Raw genomic sequence first — 22,647 nt, 5'->3', positions numbered from 1 at the left:
CAAAAAGGAGTTGTTTTATGGCGAGAACGTACATGTCAATGGACGGCAACAACGCTGCTGCGCACGTTTCGTACGCATTCACCGAGGTTGCCGGCATCTATCCGATCACCCCGTCCAGTCCCATGGCCGACTACGTCGACCAATGGTCCGCGAACGGCCGCAAGAACATCTTCGGCACCACGGTGCGCGTGGCCGAGCTCGAGTCCGAGTCCGGCGCGGCCGGCACGGTGCACGGCTCGCTTACCGCCGGCGCCATCACGTCGACCTACACCGCCTCCCAGGGCCTGCTCCTCATGATCCCCAACATGTACAAGATCGCCGCCGAGCGCCTTCCCAGCGTGTTCCACGTGAGCGCCCGCACGGTTGCGACCCATGCGCTCAACATCTTCGGCGACCACTCCGACGTCATGGCATGCCGCCAGACCGGCTTCGGCATGCTCGCCGAGGGAAACGTCCAGGAAGTCATGGACCTTTCCGCCGTCGCCCACCTTGCCGCCATCAAGGGGAGGACCCCCTTCATCAACTTCTTCGACGGCTTCCGCACGTCCCATGAAGTCCAGAAGATCGCCGCGTGGGACTATGCCGATCTCGCCGACATGGTCGATATGGACGCGGTGCGGGCGTTCAGGGACCATGCGCTGAACCCCGAGCATCCTGCCGCGCGCGGTTCGCACGAGAACGGCGACATCTTCTTCCAGCACCGCGAGGCGTGCAACAACCAGTACAACGAGCTGCCGGCCATCGTCGAGGAGTACATGGCCAAGGTCAACGAGAAGCTGGGCACCGACTACCGGCTGTTCAACTACTACGGCGCGCCCGACGCCGATCGCGTGATCGTGGCGATGGGGTCGTTCTGCGACGTGTGCGAAGAGGTCGTGGACTACCTCAACGCCCAGGGCGAGAAGGTGGGCCTCGTGAAGGTTCGCCTGTATCGGCCCTTCGTCACCAAGCGGTTCATGGAGGCGCTGCCCGCAACCGTCAAGAAGATCGCGGTGATGGACCGCACCAAAGAGCCCGGCTCCATCGGCGAGCCCCTGTACATGGACGTGCTGGGGGCCCTGTACGAAGAGGGCCGCACCGACATCGTCGCCGTGGGCGGCCGGTATGGCTTGGGATCGAAGGACACGCCCCCGTCTTCGGTGTTCGCCGTGTTCGACGAGCTGCGCAAAGACGCCCCCGCGCGCGAGTTCACCATCGGCATCGTGGACGATGTGACGCACCTGTCCCTTCCCGAGAACCCCGATGCGCCCAACACCGCGGCGCCCGGCACCATCGAGTGCAAGTTCTGGGGTCTGGGCGGCGACGGAACGGTGGGCGCCAACAAGAACTCCATCAAGATCATCGGCGACACCACCGACAAGTACGTCCAGGCGTATTTCCAGTACGACTCGAAGAAGACCGGCGGCATCACCATCAGCCACCTGCGCTTCGGCGATGCGCCCATCCGCAGCAGCTACTACGTGAACAAGGCCGACTTCGTCGCATGCCACAACCCGTCCTACATCACCAAGGGCTTCCGCATGGTCAACGACGTGAAGCCCGGCGGCGTGTTCATGATCAACTGCCGCTGGACGGCCGACGAGCTTGACGAGGTGCTGAACGCCGAGACCAAGCGCTACATCGCGCGCAACGGCATCAAGCTCTACACCATCAACGCCATCGACTTGGCCGAGCAGATCGGCATGGGCAAGCGCACCAACACCATCCTGCAGTCGGCGTTCTTCACGCTCGCCGGGATCATCCCGCAAGACGAGGCGCTGCAGCATATGAAGGATGCGGCCACCAAGTCGTATTCGAAGAAGGGCCAGGACGTGGTCGAGATGAACCACAAGGCCATCGACGCCGGTGCCACCGCGTTCACGCCCATCGAGGTTCCCGCCGCCTGGGCCGACGCCATCGACGACGTCGAGGGGCCCATCATGTCCGGGCGCCCCGAGACCCTCAAGATGGTGCGCGAGATCATGGAGCCCGTCGGGCGCATGGAGGGCGACCGCCTGCCCGTCTCGGTTTTCGTCGATCATGCCGACGGCCAGTTCGAGCTGGGCGCGTCGGCCTACGAGAAGCGCGGCGTGGCCGCCTTCATCCCCGAATGGCAGCCTGACAAGTGCATCCAGTGCAACAACTGCGCATACGCCTGCCCCCATGCCTGCATCCGGCCCTTCGCGCTCACCGATGCGGAGGCGGCTTCGGCTCCCGAGGGATCGGTCATGCTTCCCATCAAGGCCGGAAAGGGCAAGGGCGTGTACCAGTACTCGCTGGCCATCTCTCCCAGCGACTGCATGGGCTGCGAGGTGTGCGTGAGCGTTTGCCCCACCGACTCGCTGGTGATGCAGAACATCGAGACGCAGCTTGTGCGCCAGCCCATCTTCGACTACCTGGTGGCCGAGGTGTCCGAGAAGACCGAGCTCGTCAGCAACACGGTGAAGGACAGCCAGTACAAGCGCCCGCTGCTGGAGTTCTCCGGCGCCTGCGCGGGATGCGCCCAGACGTCGTACGCCCGCCTGGTCACGCAGATGTTCGGCGACCGCATGTTCATCGCGAACTCCACGGGCTGCTCGTCGATCTGGGGCAACCCCGCCGCCACGTCGCCGTACACGACCGATGCGAACGGCCGCGGTCCGGCGTGGTGCAACTCGCTGTTCGAGGATAACGCCGAGTTCGGCATGGGTATGAAGCTCGGCCACGACGCGGTCCGCAACAAGGCCGCAGTGGAGACCGCGGCCCTGCTCGAACAGGAGGGCGTGTCCGATCAGCTGAGGGAGGCTGCCCAGGCGTGGCTCGACTCGCGCGAGAGCGCCGAGGAGAGCAAGGTTGCCTCCGCGGCGTACGTCGAGGCCCTCTCTTCGTTCGCGCCGGCGGCGCAAGGCGAGGCCAAGCGCCTGGCCGAGTCCGTTCTCGAGAACAAGGACTTCCTGGTCAAGAAGTCATTCTGGATCTTCGGCGGCGACGGCTGGGCCTACGACATCGGTTTCGGCGGCCTCGACCACGTCCTGGCGTCCGGCGAGGATGTGAACGTGTTCGTGTTCGATACCGAGGTGTACTCGAACACCGGCGGCCAGTCGTCCAAGGCCTCCAATATCGGCCAGGTCGCTCAGTTCGCCGCGGCCGGCAAGGATATCAAGAAGAAGAGCCTCGCCGAGATCGCGATGAGCTACGGCTACGTGTACGTCGCCCAGGTGGCGATGGGAGCCAAGCCCGCGCAGACCATCAAGGCCATCGCCGAGGCCGAGGCGTATCCCGGACCGTCCCTGATCATCGGATACTCTCCCTGCGAGATGCACTCCATCAAGGGCGGCATGGCGAAGTGCCACGACGAGATGAAGGCCGCGGTTGACTGCGGTTACTGGAACCTGTTCCGCTTCAACCCCGAGGGCGCCCCGGGCAAGAAGTTCGTGCTGGACAGCAAGGCCCCTGCGGGAGGCTATCAGGAGTTCCTCATGAACGAGGCGCGCTACAGCCGTCTGGTCCGCGAGTTCCCCGACCGTGCTCCCGACCTGTTCGAGCGCAACGAGGCCGCCGCGCTGGAGCGCTGGTCCCACCTCGAGAAGCTCAAGACGGTGTATTCCGAGTAGGCGTCCGAGCAGGCGCGATGAAAAACGGCGACCGCGAGTATGCGGTCGCCGTTTTTTTTTCGTCTCGATACGCGACGGGCGCGGGCGGGGGCGAAGGCGCGACGATGCGCGGCGCTTCCGGTCGCTCGCGCGGCGTTCGCGTGGCGCGCGTCGTCGCCTTAGCGCCGGCTTTCCAGCAGCTTGCGGGCGTAAGCCAGCTTCACGCAGCAGACGAACACGTCGAGCGCTTCGTCGAGCTCGTGCAGGGGAGGAAGGGTCGGCGCGATCCGGATGTTGGAGTCGCGGGGGTCGCGTCCGTAGGGCCAGGTCGCACCCGCGCCGGTCATGGTCACGCCCGCCTCGGCCGCAAGCTCGACGATGCGCGAGGCGCATCCTTCGGGGGCGTCGAACGATACGAAGTAGCCCCCCTGCGGGGTGCTCCACGAGCATCCTCCCACATCGGATAGGGATTCTTCCAGCTTGCGCGCGACCAGTTCGAATTTCGGCCTCAGGATACGGGCGTGGCGGGCCATGTGCTCGGCGACGCCTCGCGCGTCTTCGAGGAAGCGCACGTGGCGAAGCTGGTTGAGCTTGTCGTATCCGATCGTCGCTGCACCCATATGCCGTTTGATCTCGTCGAGGTTCTCGGGGGCGGCGGCCAGCGCAGCGAGGCCGGCCCCTGGAAACGTCACCTTCGAGGTCGAGGCGAATTTGAGGTAGCGTCGGGGGTTTTTCGCCTGATCGCAGGCTTTGCCGATGTCGAGCACGCGGCTTTGGCGCCCGGGCTCGCCGTAGAGGTGGTGCACACCGTAGGCGTTGTCCCATATGATCCGGAAGTCCGAAGCGGCGCACTCCATAGTTGCCAGGCGCCGCACCGTGTCGTCGGAATAGGTGGTGCCGCTGGGGTTGGCGTATTGGGGCACGCACCATATTCCCTTGACGGACTCGTCGTCGCGCACAAGGCTCTCGACCGCGTCCATATCGGGCCCCTCGTCGGTGAGCGCAACGGGGATCATCTGGAATCCCAACGCCTCGGCGATGGCGAAATGCCGATCGTATCCGGGGACGGGACAGAGCCATTTAACCTGGTCAAGAGAACTCCAAGGGGCGCATCCGTCCGTTCCGAACAGGCAGAGGCGCACCAGGGCGTCGTACATGAGGGTGAGGCTCGACGTTCCCCCGACGACGACGCGCTCCGGGATGTCGTCGAGAAAGACCGCCATGAGGCGCTTCGCCTCGGGAAGGCCGTCGAGGACGCCGTAGTTGCGGCAGTCCAGGCCGCTTTCGGCGGCACAGGATGCGGAATCGACCACCGACGAGAGCATCGGCATGCTCAGATCGAGCTGCTCGGCGGCGGGTTTTCCGCGCGCCATGTTCAGCGAGAGCCCGCGTGCCTTCATGGCGCCGAAATCGCGTTCGAGTCGCGCCGTCAGCGCTTCCAGCGCGCTTGTTTCCAAATCCGCGTACATGGCCGGTCCTTCCGTTCGCGGTTGCTTTTCCGTGGTTGCCCCAACCCGACCATTCTAGCCTTTCAAGCGGGAAGAAGAGGAAAGATCACGCGAAGCCCGCCAAGACTTCTCCCGGCGGTGCTTGCGAGACGTTTTGGGGCATCTCTTCAGTAGGTTGTCTGAGCGCCACCTCAGTCTTCGATTCGGAACCTGACAGTGACCAGGGTTCCTTTATTCTCTTTGCTTTCGATCTCGAATTCGGCTCCGTGCTGCCGGGCTATCCATTGGGCCACCGGTAGGCCGAGGCCCGTTCCATCGGGATACATTTCGCGCGAACGCTGGGTGCGGTGAAAGCGCTCGAATACCGTGCTCAGCTCCTCTTCGGATATTCCGATTCCCTGGTCTTGTATCGTCACGATCGCATGGCGATGCTCTCGGTGTGCGGTCACCGTCACGGTTCTCTCAGGCATGCTGTAGCGAACTGCATTGTCAAGCAGGACGTCGAAAAACTCCAGTAAGCGGGCTTCGTCTCCCGGTATGGTCAGGCCCCCTTCGATCTTTCCGATTAGTCCGATCTGCCGCGCGTAGGCGATCTGGGAGAATTGATCGCAGATCGATTGAAGCAGCGCCGAAAGGTCGATGCGATCGTGCGCTATCTCGTCGCTGTCTTCGTCAGATCTAGCAAGCGTGAGCAGGGTCGAGAGCATGTCGGACATGCGGTTTGCATTGCGGAGTATGCCCGATACGCCATCGATGGACTCCAAAACGGTCTTGTCGGGGGTTTGCAGGAGGAGCTCTGCATTGGCTTTGATTCCCGCCAGGGGGTTTCGTAATTCGTGCGAGGTGTCCGCAAGGAACGTCCGCTGAGTTTGCCATGCGCGTTCGATAGGGGCGATGGATCGCCGCGCGAACGCAAGCGAGATCGTCCCGTATATAATCCCGCCGAATAGGCAGATGATCACGCTTCCCGTTTCAAGGGTTTGGAATATTTCAACTTCGTTGCTCACGTCCTTGAACGACACGGTGCGCGATACGGTGAAGTCCCCGTGGCTGTAACGAAAAACCAGTGGGTCTTGGTAATCGACTCGGTAAACGCGGTAGGATCGCCCGTTCACAGACTGGGTGCTGAAGCCCTTGGGGGGTTCCTGGGCGAGGAGGGGCTCGTAGTCTTCGGGAACGGCTTCAGAGGCGGGGAAGGGGTTCACGTACCCGGTTGAATCGTCCCAGAAGTACACGATCGGCAAAAGACCCAGGGGAAGGCGGATGCCGCGTGCGTCGGGGTCTTCCTGGGCGGTAACGAATCCTGTACGTTCGCTCTCCATTTTGCCGTCGATCTTCTCGTATATTCTTGCTTGCAGGAATATGTTAAACCCAGCGATGCAGACGACGAACAGTACGAGGGTGAGAGTAACGTTCTGGATGGCTACGCGCCAAATGGCACGACGGCTGAGCTTGGATTGCCGTTCAGAGCCCGCCGCGATTACGGCTGTAGAAGCTCTACTGTGCATCCGACTCTACCTTGAGCAGATAACCCACTCCGCGGACCGTTGCGATGAGCTCGGCGTCGGGCATCGCTTTCCGAAGCTTTTTTCTCAGGTTGTGCATGTGGACATCGAGAATATCGTATCCCAGATCAGTATCGCAGTCCCAAAGCCGTTCGATGATTTGGTCGCGTGTAAGGATGCGGCCGTTGTTGATTAGTAGATACTCAAACAGTTCGAATTCCTTCTGGGTCAAATGAACGGCAGTTCCGTTGATGTCGAGCTCATGGGAGCGCGTATTGAGCTCGAGGCAGCCGTATCGAAGGATGTGGGCGTTTTGCTGGACGCCCGACGTTCTTCTGAGGAGCGCTTGGACGCGGGCCACGAGTTCCGAAAGGGCATAGGGTTTCACCAAGTAGTCGTCGGCTCCCGAACCGAGTCCTACAACGCGGTCCCGAATGCTGTCCCGTGCGGTGGTGAATATGGCAGGTACGGCAAAATCGCGCTCTCTGATAGCGTGCAGGACGTCGAGTCCGGAAAGGGACGGCATGACGATGTCGAGGATTACCAGGTCGTATATCTCTTTTGTTGCCAGGTAAAGGGCCTCTTCGCCATCGCCCGTCCCGTCGACCTCGTATCCTTCGCGTCGTAGAGCAGTCGTCACGGCGGTTAGGACCTGGATATCGTCTTCGGCTACAAGGATTCGCACAGCGTTACTCCCCTCGGTATCGAGATGGGCGCTCAGCGGCACGTTGGCCCGGAAAACCCAAGCGCTGTGGCGTCGGCTATCACGACTTCCTTTGCGAGCAGGGAGAACCCACGGTAGAAATCGGTGCGGGCTAACGCAAACGCTTCGTCGCACATCTGCGGGACCCATTGTAGCGGATGAGTGACGAGAAAATCCCTGTATCGTGCCTGCGCCGATTCGATGCTTTTGTCTTGAGTCTGCTGGATGTCAGATCCGTCGTTTTCGTTTCGTCGAGCTCTTTCGAGCGCCGCGAGAACCTTGTTTGAGAAATGCGCGAGCAGTAAGAACTCGGTGGAGACGTGGTCTTCGGGCGAGAGGTCTATCTGAGTCGGTGTGAGACCTTCTTTGCGCAGTATCGACAAGAGTTCGTCATAGGGTTTTTCCATCAGAGATTTTCTTCCACTTCGATAATACGATTCGTAGGGAAAGGCCCCTGTCAGATCTTTCCCGAACCCAAGAAAGATGTTCACGTAATCGGCGTTCAGGTCGCTTGGGGAAGGATCGGTGGAGACGCTGCGGTTGATGAGGTCGAAAGCCCGTTGGACAAGATTGCCGTCGGAGTCGCGGTTGACGACCAAAGGGCTCTCTTTGCCGATCGAACCTAGCGCCGTCCTGAATGCATCGTCCGGCTCGTGGCTGAATGCTCGGGCGAGAAGCAGGTAGATATCTGCTCTATATCGGTAATCGATCGCAAGGGACGTGCTCTCGGTGCCGTTCATGAGGTTCTCCTCGAAATGATCGGTCCGGTCCGTCGAGTGTGTTTTTGACGGGCCGGACGCATGTAACGTGCTAGTAGATGAAGGACTGAACACTTGTGGCGATGGCATACATTACGATGCGCACGGTTACGGATCCTATGAAGATGCCGGTCAGTCCCAGCGCGGCCGCTCCGAGACCTGCAGTTGCGTGAGAGTCGGGTTTTGCAGCGCAGTGTGCTCCGAAGGGAACGACCATACCGGCAATCACCACCCCTCCCCAGAATAGAGGTGCCAGATCACCGGTTGCGATACGCGCCACCGAGCGGGAGTAGTCTGGTTCGTAGGCCACTCCGACTGCGGAGAGCCACACGACAACTGAACAGGCGAATGCAGCGATTCCCGCGAGGGCCCATAGATGAGAACGTCTCAGCTCATCCGCTCCGGATTGAAAGACGCGGGCGAGCAAGGCTGCTGCCGAAGCCCCCATCGCAAGAGCGTTGCAGAGGAACAGGAAGGGCAAGGCCCAGGTGTTCAGAGCTGGACGGGCTTCCATCAGATAGGCGTGTCCCATGATAGCGGGCAGTGCCAAGCTCGTTACCAGGGCGAAGGAGGCAACGATGCGGCGAGTCGATTCCGAAGAGCCTTTCTTCTTCAGGGTGTAGAGCAAAGCCAGGGAAGCGCAGGTTGCTATAGCGGTGGCGATGAGCTCCTGGGAGATACCGCTTTCCAGATTGCTGAGCACGTAGAGAGCTTTATCAGGGTGGCCCATATGGGAAGAAGAGCATGCGCCGCCGACGAAGAGCAGAGCCAGCGAGGCGATGACGCCCTTATCGTTCAGGGTGCTTTCCATGCGTGCGAGGACATGGATGGAAACGTAGGTCAGAATCCCCATTCCCATTCCGCCGAAAACGGCGAATAGCAGTAGTGACCATTGTGTCTCCATAGCTTAGCTCCTCCAGGCCTGTCGGGTCAGAATAAACGCCTCGCCGGGTTTGTTTCCCACATCTGCGAGATGATGAACGCTTCCGTCACCTGCGGAAGCGATAGCTTGCGCTGCTTCCGAGGAGGGATCGTCGAGGTCTCCGAATAATCGCGCATGGCCGGGACAGATATCCACGCACGCAGGGGTTTTGCCTGCGTCGATCAGGTGGGAGCACAGTGTGCATTTTTCGATGACGCCGGTGTCGTGGTTGTACGACCGAACCCCATAAGGGCAGGCCATAGCACAGTATTGGCAACCGATGCAACGAGTATGGTCGACTAGGGTGATTCCATCCCCGCGTTTGTACGATGCCTTGGTAGGGCACACGCGTACGCAGGGTGCGTTGAGGCAATGCTGACATTTCACGGGGAGGAAGTATCGCTGCGCATGGGGGAACTCTCCGTAAGGACCCACCTCGAGCACTTTGGTGTAGCGCCTTCCGAGATCGACCCGGTTCTCCTGCATACACGCCACAGTGCAGGAGTCGCACCCCATGCAGCGGTCCAGGTCGATGACGATCTTGTTGTTGGCCATCTATTCCGCTCCTTTCGAGATAAACGAGCTGATCTGCTGGTCGGTTGCTCTGAACCTTTCCTGGATATCCCGCGGATTCTCTGCAATTCCTCGAGGAGGCCCATCGGGTGATTTGCGGATGCGGGCCATAGTTCCGAAGCAGTTCGTTCCGATGGCGGGATCCTGCGGGTTTTCGTAGGAGAACAGTGCATTGGGATTGGAATCATGAGCGCCGTGCAGTCCGTCGGCCGCTCCTTTTTCGGGATACCAGAAGTCGTGCTCAAGATGGATAACGCGAGGGTCGATCCCCGGAGTGATCTTTGCTTTCTGCAGGCATGACCCGTGTTTGCTCTCTATCAGCACCCAATCTCCCTCGGTGATGTCGTTGTCGGCGGCAGTTTTTGGATTGAGCTCGACGAGCGGATAGGGATGCACGTCGCGCATGAAGGGAGACTCATGGTATTCGGAATGGAAGAACTGGTGGCATCGACCGCCCGATATCACGATGTAGGGATAGTCGTTTGCGAGTTCGGGCTCGCTGAAGGGGTTTTCCACCTGCTCCCGATATGAGGGGAGAGGCCCGTGCCCGAACTTCGACAGCTCCTCTGAAAACACGTTCACTTTACCGGTAGAGGTTTGGAATCCGGGACGCTTATCCTTGCGCAGCAGGCCTTTCTCGTGCTGTTTGAACGGTTGCGGCGCAGGTTCGACGATGGTTGCTTCGCGGAACTGCTCGAAGGTCATCCCCGTCTTCTCGAGTGCCTTGTCGTATATTTTGTACTTGTCGATTCCTCCGTAGTCGATTCCCATGCGTCGGGCCAGTTCGAGCAAGATATCAATGTCGTCTTTCGCTTCTCCTTGAGGGTCGGTGAACGGTTGGCGGATGGTGACGGTGGCATTTGCTGGATAACAATGTCCCGACTGGGCGAATTCGATTCGGTCAACTTCGTTGGGGTGTGCGGCGGGAAGCACCACGTCTGAAAGCTCGGTGGCTGGATCCATCAGCAAAGAGACGTGGACGATGAAGTCAAGGTCTCTCAGCCCTTTTTCGATGCTATGGGAGTCAGCCGAACTCATGATGGGATCGGCGGTTTGCCCCCAGTACATATGCATCTTCCAGGGCTCTTCGGTCAGCAGGGCGGCGGTGGTGGTTCTCGAGGTTGCCCCCGGGTTGCCGTACAGGTAGAACCTGCCTGGGTTGATGCTGTGTTTGTCGGGGTCGTCTGCTATTTCTGCGGCGATCGGGGTTAGGGGCGTGATGGGGAAACGCGGTTGGGCAACTTTTTTGTTGCTCTGGGCGACGCTGTTGCCACCGGGTACTTCGTAGTTTCCGGCTATGGCCATCATGATAGTGAATGCTTGGGAATTTGCCGACGTGTTGTCGGAAAAGTCGGTTTTCTGACCGCGACTGAAGCACGACCCAGGGCTCGAGGAAAGATAGAGCTCGATCATTTCTTCCAGTTTTTCCTCGGGTACCCAGGTGACTTCCGAGGTTTTGGCGATCGTCCACTGAGCTGTCGAGTCGGCCAGTACCTGCAAGGCGGTTTTATACGAGGTTCCATCGATCTCGTATGCGCCGAACAGTGCGGGAACATGGTCTTCGGTCGACCACGAAAGCTCCTTGACGTTCCAGTATCCGACGGTACCCAGGGATTCATCCCAATAGGCTAGATTGTCTGCCGATCCTCCGTCGAGCAGATCGCTTTCACGCAGAAGCCTTTTCCCGTCCTGAGCGACCAAGAAAGGAGCTGTCGTCCACTCCCTGGTGAAGTCCTGATCGAAGCGCTTCGAGGAGAGCATTGCGTTGATGATGGCCAAAACGAGCGCCGTATCGCTGTGGGGGCGTGGCGCGATCCACAGGTCGGCTTTGTCGGCCGCGTAGGATTCACGAGGGTCGATGACGAGGAATTTGGCACCCTTTTCCTGGGCTTCCTTGATGTAGAGCCAATCGTAAGCACCCCAGGCGAACAAGCCGCGCGCCCACCATATGATGAGTTTGCTATCGGTGGGATTCCACCCTGTGAATTGGCAAGCCGAACCGATGGTTGCCTTTTTCTGAACGAAGTCGCCACCGATTTTGCAGATGTTTCCTACGCCGAAAGTAGCGGTGGAGCCGATCTGGGTCCACACGTCGGAAACCGACCAGATGAGGAATTGGTCTCGTCCGGTGCCGAAGTTGTGGACGATGCTTTTGGCGCCGTGCTTTTCGATGATCTCCTTTGTTTTGGGAATGATGATATCCCAGGCTTCGTCCCAGCTGATCCGCTCCCATTTTCCTTCGCCGCGTTCGCCGACCCGCTTCATGGGATAGCGCACGCGCAGGGGGCTGTTGATTAGCTCGGGAATGCTGAACGCCTTCGAGCACAGCGTGCCGCGGGAAAACGTTCCCGGTCGTCCCTCGACCTTGGTCACCTTTCCGTTCTTCACCGTTCCAATGAGGGAGCAGCGACCGTAGCACTGGCGACAGGCGCTCGGTACCAGTCGGGTATCCGCATCCTTGGGGTCATTCGCCGCCCGAGCTTCAAGTGGCTCCCAATTCGCACTGATCGCATTGCCAACGGCGGCAAGCGCTCCTGCAGAGGCGACGGATTTCGCGAACGATCTTCGAGAAATCGATTTCACTGGCTCCTCCTTCTAATTGTTTTCTTTCGATTGGTTTCGGCAGCGGCCCTTATCGATCACCGAGCCGCGAGATCCGCGTGTCCTTCTCGCGTTTTGATACCGGCTCTGGTTTTCGAAATGCGTTGTGGGGGCAGCTTCCCAGGCAGTTCAGGCACAGGCTGCAGTCCTCGTCGTTTCTGAGTCCCGTATCGAGAGCGGATATGCCGCTAGGGCAGGTGTTTTCGCAGGCTCGACAGCCCTGAGCCGATTTGCAGGTCGAAGCTCTTTTCGATGGGGCGAAACGTATGGGGCTGAAACGGCCGATCAGACTCGCGAGCGCTCCTATCGGGCACACCAGGCTGCACCAGCGTCTGAACAGTTTGAATTCGGCGAACAGAATTGCAGGAAAGACCAGCAGGTCCCAGGTGGGGGTATAGGCCGTGAGCGACTTCACAGTCGCGTATGCGAAGCCGAAGATCAAACCTATCGGACAGAATAGGCAAAACACAGGAAAGCCGACGACAAACGAGGCGGCGATGGTTCCAAGGACGAGAATGGCGGCCCGTTTAGGGCTGCTGACCGCCAGCAAGCTCTTAGAGTCCGCCTTTCCTGCGGGGTCGTTTGCCGTGTGCGATCGAGGAACGCCTGCCTTGCTCCCCTTTGGTTTGAAGGGGAGCAAATTGGTCGGGCACAGCCACGAACACAAGAACCGCCCGAAGAGAAGGGCGATTCCGACGAACGCTGCCAACGAATATATGAGCAGGGGCGGTACAGTGCGCGATGCGGCGGCTATCTGCGAAAGCCCGACTGGGCAATATCCACATAGCGTCCCTATGTCGAAATTGAACGCGAAGGCGATGATCGTTATGCCGATGGTCAGGCACGATATCGTGACGATACGCAGGATGAACAGGTGCTTCGGTGACCTCTTGGATCGCGTCGAGGTGGGGGCTATCCGTTTCATCTACCGACCACTTCCGACGCGGAGTCCTCATTGAGAACCGAGTTCCTCGGACGCAGTACGATGCCTTTTCCGTTTCCCGAAAGTAGGCTTGAGTTGCCGATGGATACTGACGGGCACTCGAGCTCGCACCGACCGCATCCGTCGCATGCGTCGAAAACGATGCTTGGTCGACCGAAGTCGTCTGGCTCTATGGCGTGCTGCGGACACAGATCGATGCACACGCGGCAGGCATCGCCGCTGAAAGCGATGCAGTTTTCAGCGGAGACCTTTGGAAGGGCTGATACTGTCGGCTTTTCCTCGGCGCATGAGAGGGCTCCGGTAGGACAGGATAGAGCGCAGCGGGGAATGCCACCGTTTGCTTCCTCGCAGAAATCGCAATAGCCGTGCAAGAAGGAAACTTCTGGAGTGCCCATTGCGGCCAGACCGTCGGCAATCGATACCGTTTGGATGATGTGCGCGTGGCATACATTTATGCATCTCTGACAGCGGACGCATAGGGTGAGGAACTTCGATTCGTCCGCAACGGTCGGAGGACGCATGCGTTCTTCTGACTGCGCAGCCTTCGCTACGCTGCCGGTTGCAAACAAGCTGCATACGGCGCCCATGCTGATGAGAGCGCTTCGGCGCGAAATATCAACCATCGGTCCCCCCTCGGTTTCGTTGCATCACAACGGTAGGGGACGTTTCTTAAGATTTCCTAAAGACGACGTCCGTGCCAGAGCGGCCCCGCTGGCGCCGCGAGGGGCCCGAAGCGCGCTTTACCACGGGAAAGCGGCCCGTTCGAGGTATAATCCTCTCTCATTCGTCTGATCGAGGGGAGTTTGAGCGTCGATGGTTGAAAACGACTTCTTCGTGCTGCTCGCAATGCTTCTGTACTTTATCGTGGTGCTCACGATCGGGTTCGTGTATGCGAAGCGGTCGAACTCTTCGGCCTCCGAGTACTTCATCGGGGGGCGTGGCGTGGGCCCGTGGCTCACCGCGCTTTCGGCCGAGGCTTCCGACATGTCCGGTTGGCTGCTCATGGGCCTTCCCGGCGTCGCGTACTTCACCGGGGCCTCCGACGCGCTGTGGACCGGTTTGGGCCTTGCCATCGGCACGTACCTGAATTGGAAGTTCGTCGCCAAGCGTCTGCGCCTGTACTCCGAGCGCACCGATTCCATCACGCTTCCCGACTTCTACTCCAAGCGCTTCGGCGATCGGAAGAACATCATCTCGACCGTCGCCGCGATCATCATCGTGCTGTTCTTCAGCGTGTACGTGGGCAGCTGCTTCGTGACGGTGGGCAAGCTGTTCGCCACGCTGTTCGGCCTCGATTACGCCACGATGATGATCCTCGGGGCCATTATCGTGTTCCTCTACACCCTGGTGGGAGGCTACCTTTCGGTGGTGGTGACCGACTTCGTGCAGGGCATGCTGATGTTTTTCGCCCTCGCCGTCGTCGTGGTCGGCTCGATCGCCTGGGCGGGCGGCATCGACAACACCGTTGCCTTCATGCAGGCCATTCCGGGGTTCCTCAGCGGTTCGCAGATCGCGGTGCCCGCTCTTGACGAAACGGGCCGCCAGCTGGTCGCAGACGGCAGCCCGGTGTTCGGCCCCCCGGCCGAGTACGGTTTCGTCACCATGATCTCGATGCTCGCCTGGGGCCTGGGCTACTTCGGTATGCCCCAGGTGCTCGTGAGGTTCATGTCCATTCGGGACGCCGAGGAAGTGAGGAAGTCGCGCATCATCGCGACTACCTGGGTGGTTATCTCCATGGCCAGCGCGGTGATCATCGGGTTGGTCTCGCGCGTGATCCTTCCCACGTACTTCGGCACCCAGGCCGAGGCCGAAAACGCCTTCATCGTCCTTGCCCAGATGATGCTGCCGTCGTTCATCTGCGGCGTCGTGGTGTCGGGCATCTTCGCCGCTTCGATGTCGTCCTCTTCTTCGTACCTGCTCATCGCAAGCTCGTCGGTTGCGGAGAACATGTTCCGAGGCGTGTTCAAGCGCGACGCCAACGACCGCCAGGTCCTCATCGTGGCGCGCTTCACGCTGATCGTGGTGTTCCTGTTCGGCATTTTGGTGGCCTACGACGAGAATTCGTCCATCTTCTCGGTGGTGTCGTATGCGTGGGCCGGCCTGGGCGCTTCGTTCGGCCCGCTCACGCTCACCAGCCTCTACTGGCGTCGCACGACTATGCAGGGCGCTCTCAGCGGAATGGTGGCCGGCGCGCTGTCCGTCCTCGTGTGGCACAACCTCGTCAAGCCCCTCGGAGGCGTCTTCGGGATCTACGAGCTGCTTCCCGCGTTCGTCATCGCCTTGGCGGTGAATGTGGTGGTTTCGCTGCTCACCAAGCCGCCTACTGACGAAGTGCAAAAGCAGTTCGATACCTATATGCAGTCGGGGGAGGGGAGATAGCGCGTTTCCCTTCGGGGAAAGTTTTCGGGCTTTTCTCGGACGAGTTTCCTTGGATGCAGCGAAGCATCCGTGTCAACAGGGGAAACTTTGCTCCGAAAAAGACACGCCCGGTAGCGTGTAAACTGTTGACACGCTGAAATCCATAGCGTATTATTCATCTGCTCATGCGCGAGAAACGCCTTTCGAGCATGGCAGGCAGCTTGAAAAGTACACATGAATTTGAGCGAGTCCTTATGGGAGTGTGCCCGAGTGGTTAAAGGGGACGGGCTGTAAACCCGTTAGCTATGCTTACCAAGGTTCGAATCCTTGCGCTCCCACCATCTTGCCCGTGTAGCTCAGTCGGTAGAGCACTTCGTTGGTAACGAAGAGGTCACCGGTTCAAGTCCGGTCGCGGGCTCCATTCGGCGGTGTAGCTCAGTTGGTTAGAGCACACGGTTCATACCCGTGGCGTCACTGGTTCGAATCCAGTCACCGCTACCATTTCTAAATCAAGCATCCTCGTCGAGGGTGCTTCTTGTATATATCGGTTAAAATCGCTGAAAGCGATGGAAATAACTAGGAGGATGATTTTCATGGCAAAGGAAAAGTTTGACCGTTCTAAGCCGCATGTAAACATCGGTACCATCGGTCACGTTGACCATGGCAAGACTACTCTGACGGCTGCTATCTCCAAGACCCTGTCCGACAACGACGGCTCTCACGGCACCGCAACCGCCGACTTCACCGCTTTCGAGGACATCGACAAGGCTCCCGAAGAGCGCGAGCGCGGCATCACCATCTCCATCGCTCACATCGAGTATCAGTCCGATACCCGCCACTATGCTCACGTTGACTGCCCCGGCCATGCCGACTACGTCAAGAACATGATCACCGGTGCTGCCCAGATGGACGGCGCTATCCTGGTTATCGCCGCTACCGACGGCCCCATGGCCCAGACCCGCGAGCACATCCTGCTCGCCCGTCAGGTCGGCGTTCCCTACATCGTCGTCTTCCTGAACAAGTGCGACATGGTCGACGACGAGGAGCTCATCGACCTCGTCGAGATGGAGACCCGCGAGCTGCTCTCCAGCTACGAGTTCCCCGGAGACGATCTGCCCATCATCCGCGGCTCCGCGCTGAAGGCCCTCGAGGGCGACGCCGAGTGGCAGGGCAAGATCTGGGAGCTCATCGACGCCGTTGACGAGTACATCCCGACTCCCGAGCGCGACACCGACAAGCCCTTCCTGATGGCTGTCGAGGACACCATGACCATCACCGGCCGCGGCACCGTTGCCACCGGTCGCGTCGAGCGCGGTGTTCTCCACCTCAACGACCCGATGGAGATCGTCGGCATCCGCGAGACCCAGAGCACGGTTTGCACCGGCATCGAGATGTTCCGCAAGCTGCTCGACCAGGCCGAGGCCGGCGACAACATCGGCTGCCTGATGCGCGGCATCAAGCGCGAGGACATCGTCCGCGGCCAGGTTCTCTGCAAGCCCGGTTCGGTTACCCCGCACACCGAGTTCAAGGGTCAGGTCTACATCCTCACCAAGGAGGAGGGCGGCCGTCACACCCCGTTCTTCACCGGCTATCGTCCTCAGTTCTACTTCCGCACCACCGACGTTACCGGCGTTGCGAACCTGCCTGAGGGCACCGAGATGGTCATGCCCGGCGACAACGTCGAGATCACCGCTCAGCTCATCCACCCGATCGCTATGGAGCAGGGTCTCCGCTTCGCTATCCGCGAGGGCGGCCGCACCGTTGGCTCTGGTCAGGTTACCGAGATCATCAAGTAGTTCTCGTTCCTACTCGCTTGTTTCGGAGCCCGCTTTCAACGCGGGCTCCGTTATGAGATTCATGTGATACCCAAGCATTGCAATTGATGTAGAAAAACATAGAGGAGAATTCTATGCGTACCTTGGTCACCTTGGCATGCACCGAGTGCAAGCGCCGCAACTACACGACCAACAAAAACAAGCAGACCACTCCTGATCGTCTCGAGATGAAGAAGTACTGTAAGTGGTGCGGTAAGCACACGTTGCATCGCGAGACTCGATAGTTTAGGATGACAAGCATAGGCCAGTAGCTCCAATTGGTAGAGCGGCGGTCTCCAAAACCGCATGTTGGGGGTTCGAGTCCCTCCTGGCCTGCCAGCTTGTATAAGCAGCTTGCTTTCAGGTTACTTGCTTTATATAGCAACTTGAAGCCAGGCTGCTTGTTTGGTGTTTAATGGCATGTGTTTCCGTCTTTAGAATTAGGTAGTTTATGGCGCACAAATCGAAGACTCAGCGAGCGAAGGCATCCGCCGCCCGGTCCGCCAAGAAGGCAGAGCGGGCAGAGCAGAGCTCCGTCGCCTCTTCCGAGCCTATGGCTGCGGCAGAGAGCACCGAGGCACCCAAGAAGGGACTTTTCGCAAAGTCCGAGAAGAAAGAGGCCGCTGCTGCGCAGGATAAGCAGACGAAGGCCAAGAAGGTTGAGAAGGAGACTCCCAAGAAGTCTCGTTTTGCGTTTTTCAAGGACGTTAAAGCCGAGCTGAAGCGCGTCACGTGGCCTTCCCGCCAAGACGTCGTTCAGTGGAGCCTGGTCGTTGTGGCCGCGCTGCTGTTCTTCGGCCTGTACGTCGGCCTTCTCGACAACGTGATCATCACGCCGCTTCTGGTGGCGATTTCTGGGTTGGGGGCTTAGTCGTGGCTAAGAAATGGTACGTGCTCCATACGTATTCGGGATACGAGAACAAGGTCAAGCAGACGCTGCTTCAGCGCGTCGAGCTCATGGGGCTTGAGAACAACGTGTTCGCCATCGAGATCCCCACCGAAATGGTGACCGAGATCAAAGAGGGCGGCCGCCGCGTCGAGACCGAACGCAAGATCTTCCCGGGCTACGTGCTGGTTCGCATGGAGCTCGACTCGCGCAGCTGGGCCGCCGTGCGCAACACCCCCGGCGTCACCGGTTTCGTGGGAAGCCAGGGCAACCCCGAGCCGCTCACCCGCGCCGAGTACAACAAGATCATGGGCATCGGACGCAACGTCCCCGGCGCCCCGAAGAAGACCTCGACGGACATCGAGGAGGGGCAGGCGGTCAAGGTCGTCTCCGGTCCCCTCGCCGAGTTCGACGGCGTGGTGTCGGAAGTCCATCCCGACGCCGGCAAGGTCAAGGTTATGGTTTCTATCTTCGGTCGCGAGACCCCGGTGGAGCTTTCCTTCGACCAGGTTGCTAAACTGGACTAAGCGTTTTTCTGCTGGGTGCGCCCGCGTGGACCGGGGCTTCTCGTGCACAGCGTTTTCGATAGAGTTATTCAGCATTGAAGCATTTGAAAGGAATCGATCATGGCCCCTAAAGCTAAGAAGGTCACCGGTTTCGTGAAGCTGCAGATTCCTGCAGGCGCCGCTAACCCCGCTCCTCCCGTCGGCCCCGCGCTGGGTGCCCAGGGCGTCAACATCATGCAGTTCTGCCAGGCGTTCAACGCCCAGACGCAGGAGCAGTCCGGCACCATCATCCCCGTCGAGATCACGGTGTACGAGGACAAGTCCTTCACCTTCGTGTGCAAGACCCCTCCCGCGGCCGTCCTCATCAAGGAGAAGCTGGGCCTGAAGTCCGGCGCCGCCATCCCGCAGCTCCAGACCGTCGGCACGCTCTCCGAGGCTCAGCTGCGCGAGATCGCCGAGATCAAGATGCCCGACCTCAACGCCAATACCATCGAGGCGGCTATGGAGATCATCGCCGGAACCGCTCGCTCCATGGGCGTGCGCATCGAGGGCCGCGAGATGAAGAAGAAGTACGTCCCGTCCAAGAAGCTGGCCGAAGTCCTCAAGCAGATGGGCAATTAGTCGGGGCTTTCCCGCACGAACGGATCTTTCACGGCCCTCGCCGTGAGGATATAGGGTGGAAGAGCCGTCCAGGCTCGCTACGTACCACGAAAGGAAACAAGCATGGCTAAACTCACCAAGAAGTACCGCGCTGCGGTCGAGAAGATCGACAAGGAGCAGTACGCTCCCATCGAGGCCTTCACCCTGCTGAAGGAGCTCGCAAGCGCCAAGTTCGACGAGACCGTCGAGGTTCACTTCCGTCTGGGCATCGACACCCGCAAGGCCGACCAGCAGCTGCGCGGCACCGTGTCTCTGCCCAACGGTTCGGGCAAGACCGTCCGCGTTGCCGTCTTCGCCGAGGGCGACGCCGCGCGTGCGGCTGTCGAGGCCGGCGCCGACATCGTAGGCTCCGACGACCTGGTCGCCGACATCCTCGCCGGCAAGATCGAGTTCGACGCCGCCGTGTCCACGCCGGATCAGATGGCCAAGGTCGGCCGCCTGGGCAAGGTGCTGGGCCCCCGCGGCCTTATGCCCAACCCCAAGCTGGGCACCGTCACCCCCGACGTCGCCAAGGCCATCACCGAGCTCAAGGGCGGCCGCGTGGAGTACCGCGCCGACCGTTACGGCATCGCGCACGTCATTCTGGGCAAGGCCAGCTTCACCGCCGAGCAGCTCGCCGAGAACTACGGTGTCGTCTACGACGAGGTTCTGCGCATGAAGCCCTCCAGCGCCAAGGGCCGCTACGTGAAGAGCATCACCGTTGCTTCCACGATGAGCCCGGGCCTGAACGTCGATCCTTCCGTTCAGAAGGGTTATACTCAGCCTGTCGCTGAATAAGCGCTCACTCTATCGAATGAAAGGGCCTCGCTTGCTGAAGCGGGGCCCTTTTCGCTGTACGGCGCTGTGCGGTTCGGCCTGTGATGCGTATTCACCAGGTGTCCGACGGGGTGCGGCCGGGGAAGGAGGCTGCGGTGATCATCAAGAAATCGCCGGAACAGATAGAAGCCATGAAGAGATCGGGCGCTTTGTCGGCCCGGGTGCTCAGAGAGATCGGAGCGCGATGCCAGCCGGGGGTCTCTACCTGGGATCTCGACGTGTTCGCCGAAGCGTTCATACGCGATAACGGGGGCGTGCCCACGTTCAAGGGGTACTGCGGGTACCCGTGCTCGATCTGCGCGTCGGTAAACGACGAGATCGTCCACGGTATTCCCAGCAAGAAGCGCATCCTGCGGGAAGGCGATATTATCTCCATCGATACCGGGGCCACAGTCGATGGCTGGGCGGGGGACAATGCCTGGACGTTTGCGGTGGGGGAGGTCTCGGCGCAGGCGCAGCGCCTTCTCGAGGTCACCGAGGCGTGCATGTGGGCGGGAATCGAAGCGGCGCGCGCTGGCGGCAGGGTGGGCGATATCGGATATGCGGTGTCGAAGGTGGCCCGAGCGGCGGGAATGGGCGTGGTGCGGGAATACACCGGTCACGGGATCGGCAGGAGCATGCACGAGGACCCCGACGTCCCCAATTTCGGTCTCAGACGCACGGGTCCCCGGCTCGAAGCGGGGATGGTGCTCGCCATCGAGCCGATGATCACCCTCGGGTCGCACAAGACGCGCGACGGAAGCGACGGCTGGCTGGTCTCGACGCGTGATGGGAGCCTGGCGGCTCACTTCGAGAAGACGGTGGCTATCTCGAATGACGGCCCCGTGTTGGTTTCCGATTGATCTTCCGGCCCAGCTTCGCCAAAACGGGCTTGAGGCGATCCATCTCGGGCACGCGGAACAGGAACGCGAGGCCGAACGATACGACCAGGCCCACGAGGCCGCATATCACGAGCTTCACGAAGCCGTCGAGCATCGATCCTTCCCCCGCCAAGCCGGGCATAACCGTGCTGAGCGCATAGGCCGCAGCCGCCCCGATCAGCGAGGCGGGAAGGATGCGCAGCGTAGAGGAGAGGACGAGCCTGATGCCGAAGGACCCGATGTAGCGGCGCAGAAGCAGGGTGAGCACGATGCTGGTGACGCCGTAGTACACCAGATCGGCTATCGGCACCCCGTAGAGCCCCAGCACGTCGGGCGAGCACAGCAGGGCGTACATGCCGCATTGGACCGCGACCATGGCCGTGCAGATCAGCGCGAAGTGCAGGAACTTGCGCAGGCTGGCATACACGTTGTACATCAGCATGGTCACCGAGTAGAAGGGCAGGCTGATCACCCACAGCGCCAGGATGGAGGCGACGTAGTCGACATCTTGGGCGCTGAACGCACCGGCGCGAAACAAGCTGATGAGCGGCGTGGAAAGGCCGCATATCAGCCCGGTGAAGGGAACGGCCATCACCACGGTGACGGCGATGCCCGCGCGCGTGAGGCGGCGCATGGCGATCCGGTCGCGCTTCGCCACGGCGGCCGACATCTCGGTGAACAGCGGGCGCGAGAACGACACGATCAGCACGCCGTAGGGAAGCTGGTACCACGTCCACGCGTACAGCAGCGTCGCGGGGCCCTCGTCTCCCGCCTGGAGGGAGAAGGCGTTTCTGCACGAGAACGCGATCATGGTCCCAACCACGTAGATCAGCGTGGGGACGGCGATCCGTATGGCCTCGCGCAGGGCGGGATCTTTCAAATCGATCGAGAACCGCCATTTGAAGCCTTGCTTGACCAGGGCGGGAATCTGAATGAGAAACTGAAGGGCCACGCCGAGGGACGTGCCGAAGGCCAGCACGGCGATGGCGAGGTGGGGATCGACGTCTGACAGCGGTATGTAGACGAGGAACGCGACGATGACGGCCACGTTGTTCAGGGCGGGCGCGATCGCCGTGATGAAGTACACGCGGTTGGCGTTCAGGATTCCGGTAACCACCCCCCCGATCCCGTAGAACAGGATCTGGATGGCGAAGATGCGGAAGAATTCGACGGCCAGTTCGGTGACCTCGGCCGAGTTCCCCACGGTGAACGTCTGGGTGGCGATGACCTGCGGTGCGAACACGGCCGCTAGGACCGACATGGCGCCCAGCACCACGATGCCCAGATTCAGCAGGTTGTTCGCGAAGCGGTTGCCCGCCGCCTCGCCGCGGCGCTCCTTCTCGGAAAGGTAGGTGGGCAGAAACGCCGCAGCCAAAAGGCCCCCGGCCACCAGTTCGAAGATGACGTTGGGCATATTGTTCGCAACCTGGTACGACGAGGTGACGAACGTGTTTCCCAGGGCGAAGGCCATCACCCAGGTGCGGACGAGGCCCGTTGCGCGCGAGCCGAGGGTCGCAACCGTCATCAAAGCCGTGGAGCGCGCGATCGAGCCGCTCGATGTTCCTTCGCTCAAAGCGTTTCCTTTGTTCTTGAAGATAGGCGAAACGGGCGCCGTCTCGGGGGTCGAAAACGTACAATGCTTATAATGAACCATGTCGGGCAGGGCCTCGGCCATTTTCATTAGATGTACCAAGTGGATTCGCGCGCGGAATCGCTTGCGCGCGCTTGAAGGGATGCGGATCT

The 22,647-nt window shown here is 60.4% G+C and carries 19 protein-coding genes and 4 tRNA genes; 13 read left to right on the top strand and 10 right to left on the bottom strand.

Annotation, left to right across the window (positions count from 1 at the left end):
• Positions 1-17 precede the first annotated feature (17 nt).
• Complete coding sequence (gene nifJ, locus JI75_RS06345; RefSeq protein WP_039689615.1) at positions 18-3,572, top strand: pyruvate:ferredoxin (flavodoxin) oxidoreductase; 3,555 nt, start codon at positions 18-20, stop codon at positions 3,570-3,572.
• 158 nt (positions 3,573-3,730) lie between these two features.
• Here the strand turns inward: nifJ and JI75_RS06340 are convergent, their stop codons facing one another.
• From JI75_RS06340 to JI75_RS09460, 9 genes are all read right to left on the bottom strand, one after another.
• Entirely contained in the window at positions 3,731-5,020 is a 1,290-nt protein-coding gene (locus tag JI75_RS06340; RefSeq protein ID WP_039689613.1) for an aspartate aminotransferase type Ic, read from the bottom strand.
• A 170-nt stretch (positions 5,021-5,190) separates the two neighbouring features.
• Complete coding sequence (locus JI75_RS06335; RefSeq protein ID WP_158407631.1) at positions 5,191-6,321, bottom strand: sensor histidine kinase; 1,131 nt, start codon at positions 6,319-6,321, stop codon at positions 5,191-5,193.
• Positions 6,322-6,496: 175 nt separating this feature from the next.
• Positions 6,497-7,189: a response regulator transcription factor gene (locus JI75_RS06330; protein WP_039689609.1), complete on the bottom strand. Its 693-nt coding sequence runs from the start codon at positions 7,187-7,189 to the stop codon at positions 6,497-6,499.
• Positions 7,190-7,221: 32 nt separating this feature from the next.
• Positions 7,222-7,947 (bottom strand): TorD/DmsD family molecular chaperone, encoded by a 726-nt coding sequence (locus JI75_RS06325; RefSeq protein ID WP_039689607.1) that lies wholly within the window; start codon positions 7,945-7,947, stop codon positions 7,222-7,224.
• 70 nt (positions 7,948-8,017) lie between these two features.
• Positions 8,018-8,869, bottom strand: coding sequence for a DmsC/YnfH family molybdoenzyme membrane anchor subunit (locus JI75_RS06320; RefSeq protein WP_039689605.1), 852 nt, complete (start codon positions 8,867-8,869; stop codon positions 8,018-8,020).
• Positions 8,870-8,872: 3 nt separating this feature from the next.
• Positions 8,873-9,442, bottom strand: a complete 570-nt coding sequence (locus JI75_RS06315; RefSeq protein WP_039689603.1) for a 4Fe-4S dicluster domain-containing protein — start codon at positions 9,440-9,442, stop codon at positions 8,873-8,875.
• Positions 9,443-12,043, bottom strand: a complete 2,601-nt coding sequence (locus JI75_RS06310) for a molybdopterin-containing oxidoreductase family protein (RefSeq protein ID WP_082019793.1) — start codon at positions 12,041-12,043, stop codon at positions 9,443-9,445.
• A gap of 49 nt (positions 12,044-12,092) precedes the next feature.
• Positions 12,093-12,986, bottom strand: coding sequence for a 4Fe-4S binding protein (locus JI75_RS08965; protein ID WP_082019792.1), 894 nt, complete (start codon positions 12,984-12,986; stop codon positions 12,093-12,095).
• Positions 12,983-13,399: a 4Fe-4S binding protein gene (locus JI75_RS09460; RefSeq protein WP_476693219.1), complete on the bottom strand. Its 417-nt coding sequence runs from the start codon at positions 13,397-13,399 to the stop codon at positions 12,983-12,985. Before JI75_RS09460 ends, JI75_RS08965 begins: the two co-directional genes overlap by 4 nt.
• 418 nt (positions 13,400-13,817) lie before the next feature.
• Here JI75_RS09460 and JI75_RS06300 point away from each other — a divergent pair, with 418 nt between their 5' ends.
• The 12 genes from JI75_RS06300 (at position 13,818) to map (ending at position 20,886) form a co-directional block, all read left to right on the top strand.
• Complete coding sequence (locus JI75_RS06300; RefSeq protein WP_039689599.1) at positions 13,818-15,383, top strand: sodium/proline symporter; 1,566 nt, start codon at positions 13,818-13,820, stop codon at positions 15,381-15,383.
• Positions 15,384-15,618: 235 nt separating this feature from the next.
• Positions 15,619-15,703 (top strand) — tRNA-Tyr (locus JI75_RS06295).
• Positions 15,704-15,707: 4 nt separating this feature from the next.
• A tRNA-Thr gene (locus JI75_RS06290) sits at positions 15,708-15,783 on the top strand.
• A 3-nt stretch (positions 15,784-15,786) separates the two neighbouring features.
• A tRNA-Met gene (locus JI75_RS06285) sits at positions 15,787-15,863 on the top strand.
• A gap of 92 nt (positions 15,864-15,955) precedes the next feature.
• Complete coding sequence (tuf, locus tag JI75_RS06280; protein ID WP_039690697.1) at positions 15,956-17,158, top strand: elongation factor Tu; 1,203 nt, start codon at positions 15,956-15,958, stop codon at positions 17,156-17,158.
• A gap of 113 nt (positions 17,159-17,271) precedes the next feature.
• Positions 17,272-17,421 (top strand): 50S ribosomal protein L33, encoded by a 150-nt coding sequence (rpmG, locus tag JI75_RS06275; protein WP_039689597.1) that lies wholly within the window; start codon positions 17,272-17,274, stop codon positions 17,419-17,421.
• A gap of 17 nt (positions 17,422-17,438) precedes the next feature.
• A tRNA-Trp gene (locus JI75_RS06270) sits at positions 17,439-17,515 on the top strand.
• Positions 17,516-17,627: 112 nt separating this feature from the next.
• Positions 17,628-18,047: a preprotein translocase subunit SecE gene (gene secE, locus JI75_RS06265; protein ID WP_039689595.1), complete on the top strand. Its 420-nt coding sequence runs from the start codon at positions 17,628-17,630 to the stop codon at positions 18,045-18,047.
• A 2-nt stretch (positions 18,048-18,049) separates the two neighbouring features.
• Positions 18,050-18,589: a transcription termination/antitermination protein NusG gene (nusG, locus tag JI75_RS06260; RefSeq protein WP_039689593.1), complete on the top strand. Its 540-nt coding sequence runs from the start codon at positions 18,050-18,052 to the stop codon at positions 18,587-18,589.
• 99 nt (positions 18,590-18,688) lie between these two features.
• Complete coding sequence (gene rplK / locus JI75_RS06255) at positions 18,689-19,189, top strand: 50S ribosomal protein L11 (RefSeq protein ID WP_039689591.1); 501 nt, start codon at positions 18,689-18,691, stop codon at positions 19,187-19,189.
• A 102-nt stretch (positions 19,190-19,291) separates the two neighbouring features.
• The gene (gene rplA / locus JI75_RS06250) at positions 19,292-20,005 is read left to right on the top strand and encodes a 50S ribosomal protein L1 (RefSeq protein ID WP_039689589.1); all 714 of its coding nucleotides are present in this window, start codon (positions 19,292-19,294) and stop codon (positions 20,003-20,005) included.
• A 134-nt stretch (positions 20,006-20,139) separates the two neighbouring features.
• Positions 20,140-20,886 (top strand): type I methionyl aminopeptidase, encoded by a 747-nt coding sequence (gene map, locus JI75_RS06245; RefSeq protein ID WP_039689587.1) that lies wholly within the window; start codon positions 20,140-20,142, stop codon positions 20,884-20,886.
• Here the strand turns inward: map and murJ are convergent.
• Positions 20,849-22,477: a murein biosynthesis integral membrane protein MurJ gene (gene murJ / locus JI75_RS06240; protein ID WP_039690696.1), complete on the bottom strand. Its 1,629-nt coding sequence runs from the start codon at positions 22,475-22,477 to the stop codon at positions 20,849-20,851. The genes map and murJ overlap by 38 nt on opposite strands.
• Positions 22,478-22,647: the final 170 nt, after the last annotated feature.

The organism is Berryella intestinalis (genome assembly GCF_000814825.1).
In the GTDB taxonomy this organism is placed as follows: Bacteria; Actinomycetota; Coriobacteriia; order Coriobacteriales; family Eggerthellaceae; genus Berryella; species Berryella intestinalis.
The sequence above is the reverse complement of the archived record's forward strand: the minus strand, read 5'-3'. Positions and strand labels throughout refer to the sequence as shown.

What these genes read in the sequence shown, in the direction of transcription:
- JI75_RS06300 (WP_039689599.1), top strand. Translation starts at nt 13,818, where the DNA reads ATGGTTGAAAACGACTTCTTCGTGCTGCTCGCAATGCTTCTGTACTTT.
- JI75_RS06335 (WP_158407631.1), bottom strand. Translation starts at nt 6,321, where the DNA reads ATGGAGAGCGAACGTACAGGATTCGTTACCGCCCAGGAAGACCCCGAC.
- JI75_RS06320 (WP_039689605.1), bottom strand. Translation starts at nt 8,869, where the DNA reads ATGGAGACACAATGGTCACTACTGCTATTCGCCGTTTTCGGCGGAATG.
- rpmG (WP_039689597.1), top strand. Translation starts at nt 17,272, where the DNA reads ATGCGTACCTTGGTCACCTTGGCATGCACCGAGTGCAAGCGCCGCAAC.
- JI75_RS09460 (WP_476693219.1), bottom strand. Translation starts at nt 13,399, where the DNA reads ATGGGCACTCCAGAAGTTTCCTTCTTGCACGGCTATTGCGATTTCTGC.
- rplA (WP_039689589.1), top strand. Translation starts at nt 19,292, where the DNA reads ATGGCTAAACTCACCAAGAAGTACCGCGCTGCGGTCGAGAAGATCGAC.
- nifJ (WP_039689615.1), top strand. Translation starts at nt 18, where the DNA reads ATGGCGAGAACGTACATGTCAATGGACGGCAACAACGCTGCTGCGCAC.
- JI75_RS06315 (WP_039689603.1), bottom strand. Translation starts at nt 9,442, where the DNA reads ATGGCCAACAACAAGATCGTCATCGACCTGGACCGCTGCATGGGGTGC.
- JI75_RS06340 (WP_039689613.1), bottom strand. Translation starts at nt 5,020, where the DNA reads ATGTACGCGGATTTGGAAACAAGCGCGCTGGAAGCGCTGACGGCGCGA.
- rplK (WP_039689591.1), top strand. Translation starts at nt 18,689, where the DNA reads ATGGCCCCTAAAGCTAAGAAGGTCACCGGTTTCGTGAAGCTGCAGATT.
- JI75_RS06325 (WP_039689607.1), bottom strand. Translation starts at nt 7,947, where the DNA reads ATGAACGGCACCGAGAGCACGTCCCTTGCGATCGATTACCGATATAGA.
- JI75_RS08965 (WP_082019792.1), bottom strand. Translation starts at nt 12,986, where the DNA reads ATGAAACGGATAGCCCCCACCTCGACGCGATCCAAGAGGTCACCGAAG.
- tuf (WP_039690697.1), top strand. Translation starts at nt 15,956, where the DNA reads ATGGCAAAGGAAAAGTTTGACCGTTCTAAGCCGCATGTAAACATCGGT.
- secE (WP_039689595.1), top strand. Translation starts at nt 17,628, where the DNA reads ATGGCGCACAAATCGAAGACTCAGCGAGCGAAGGCATCCGCCGCCCGG.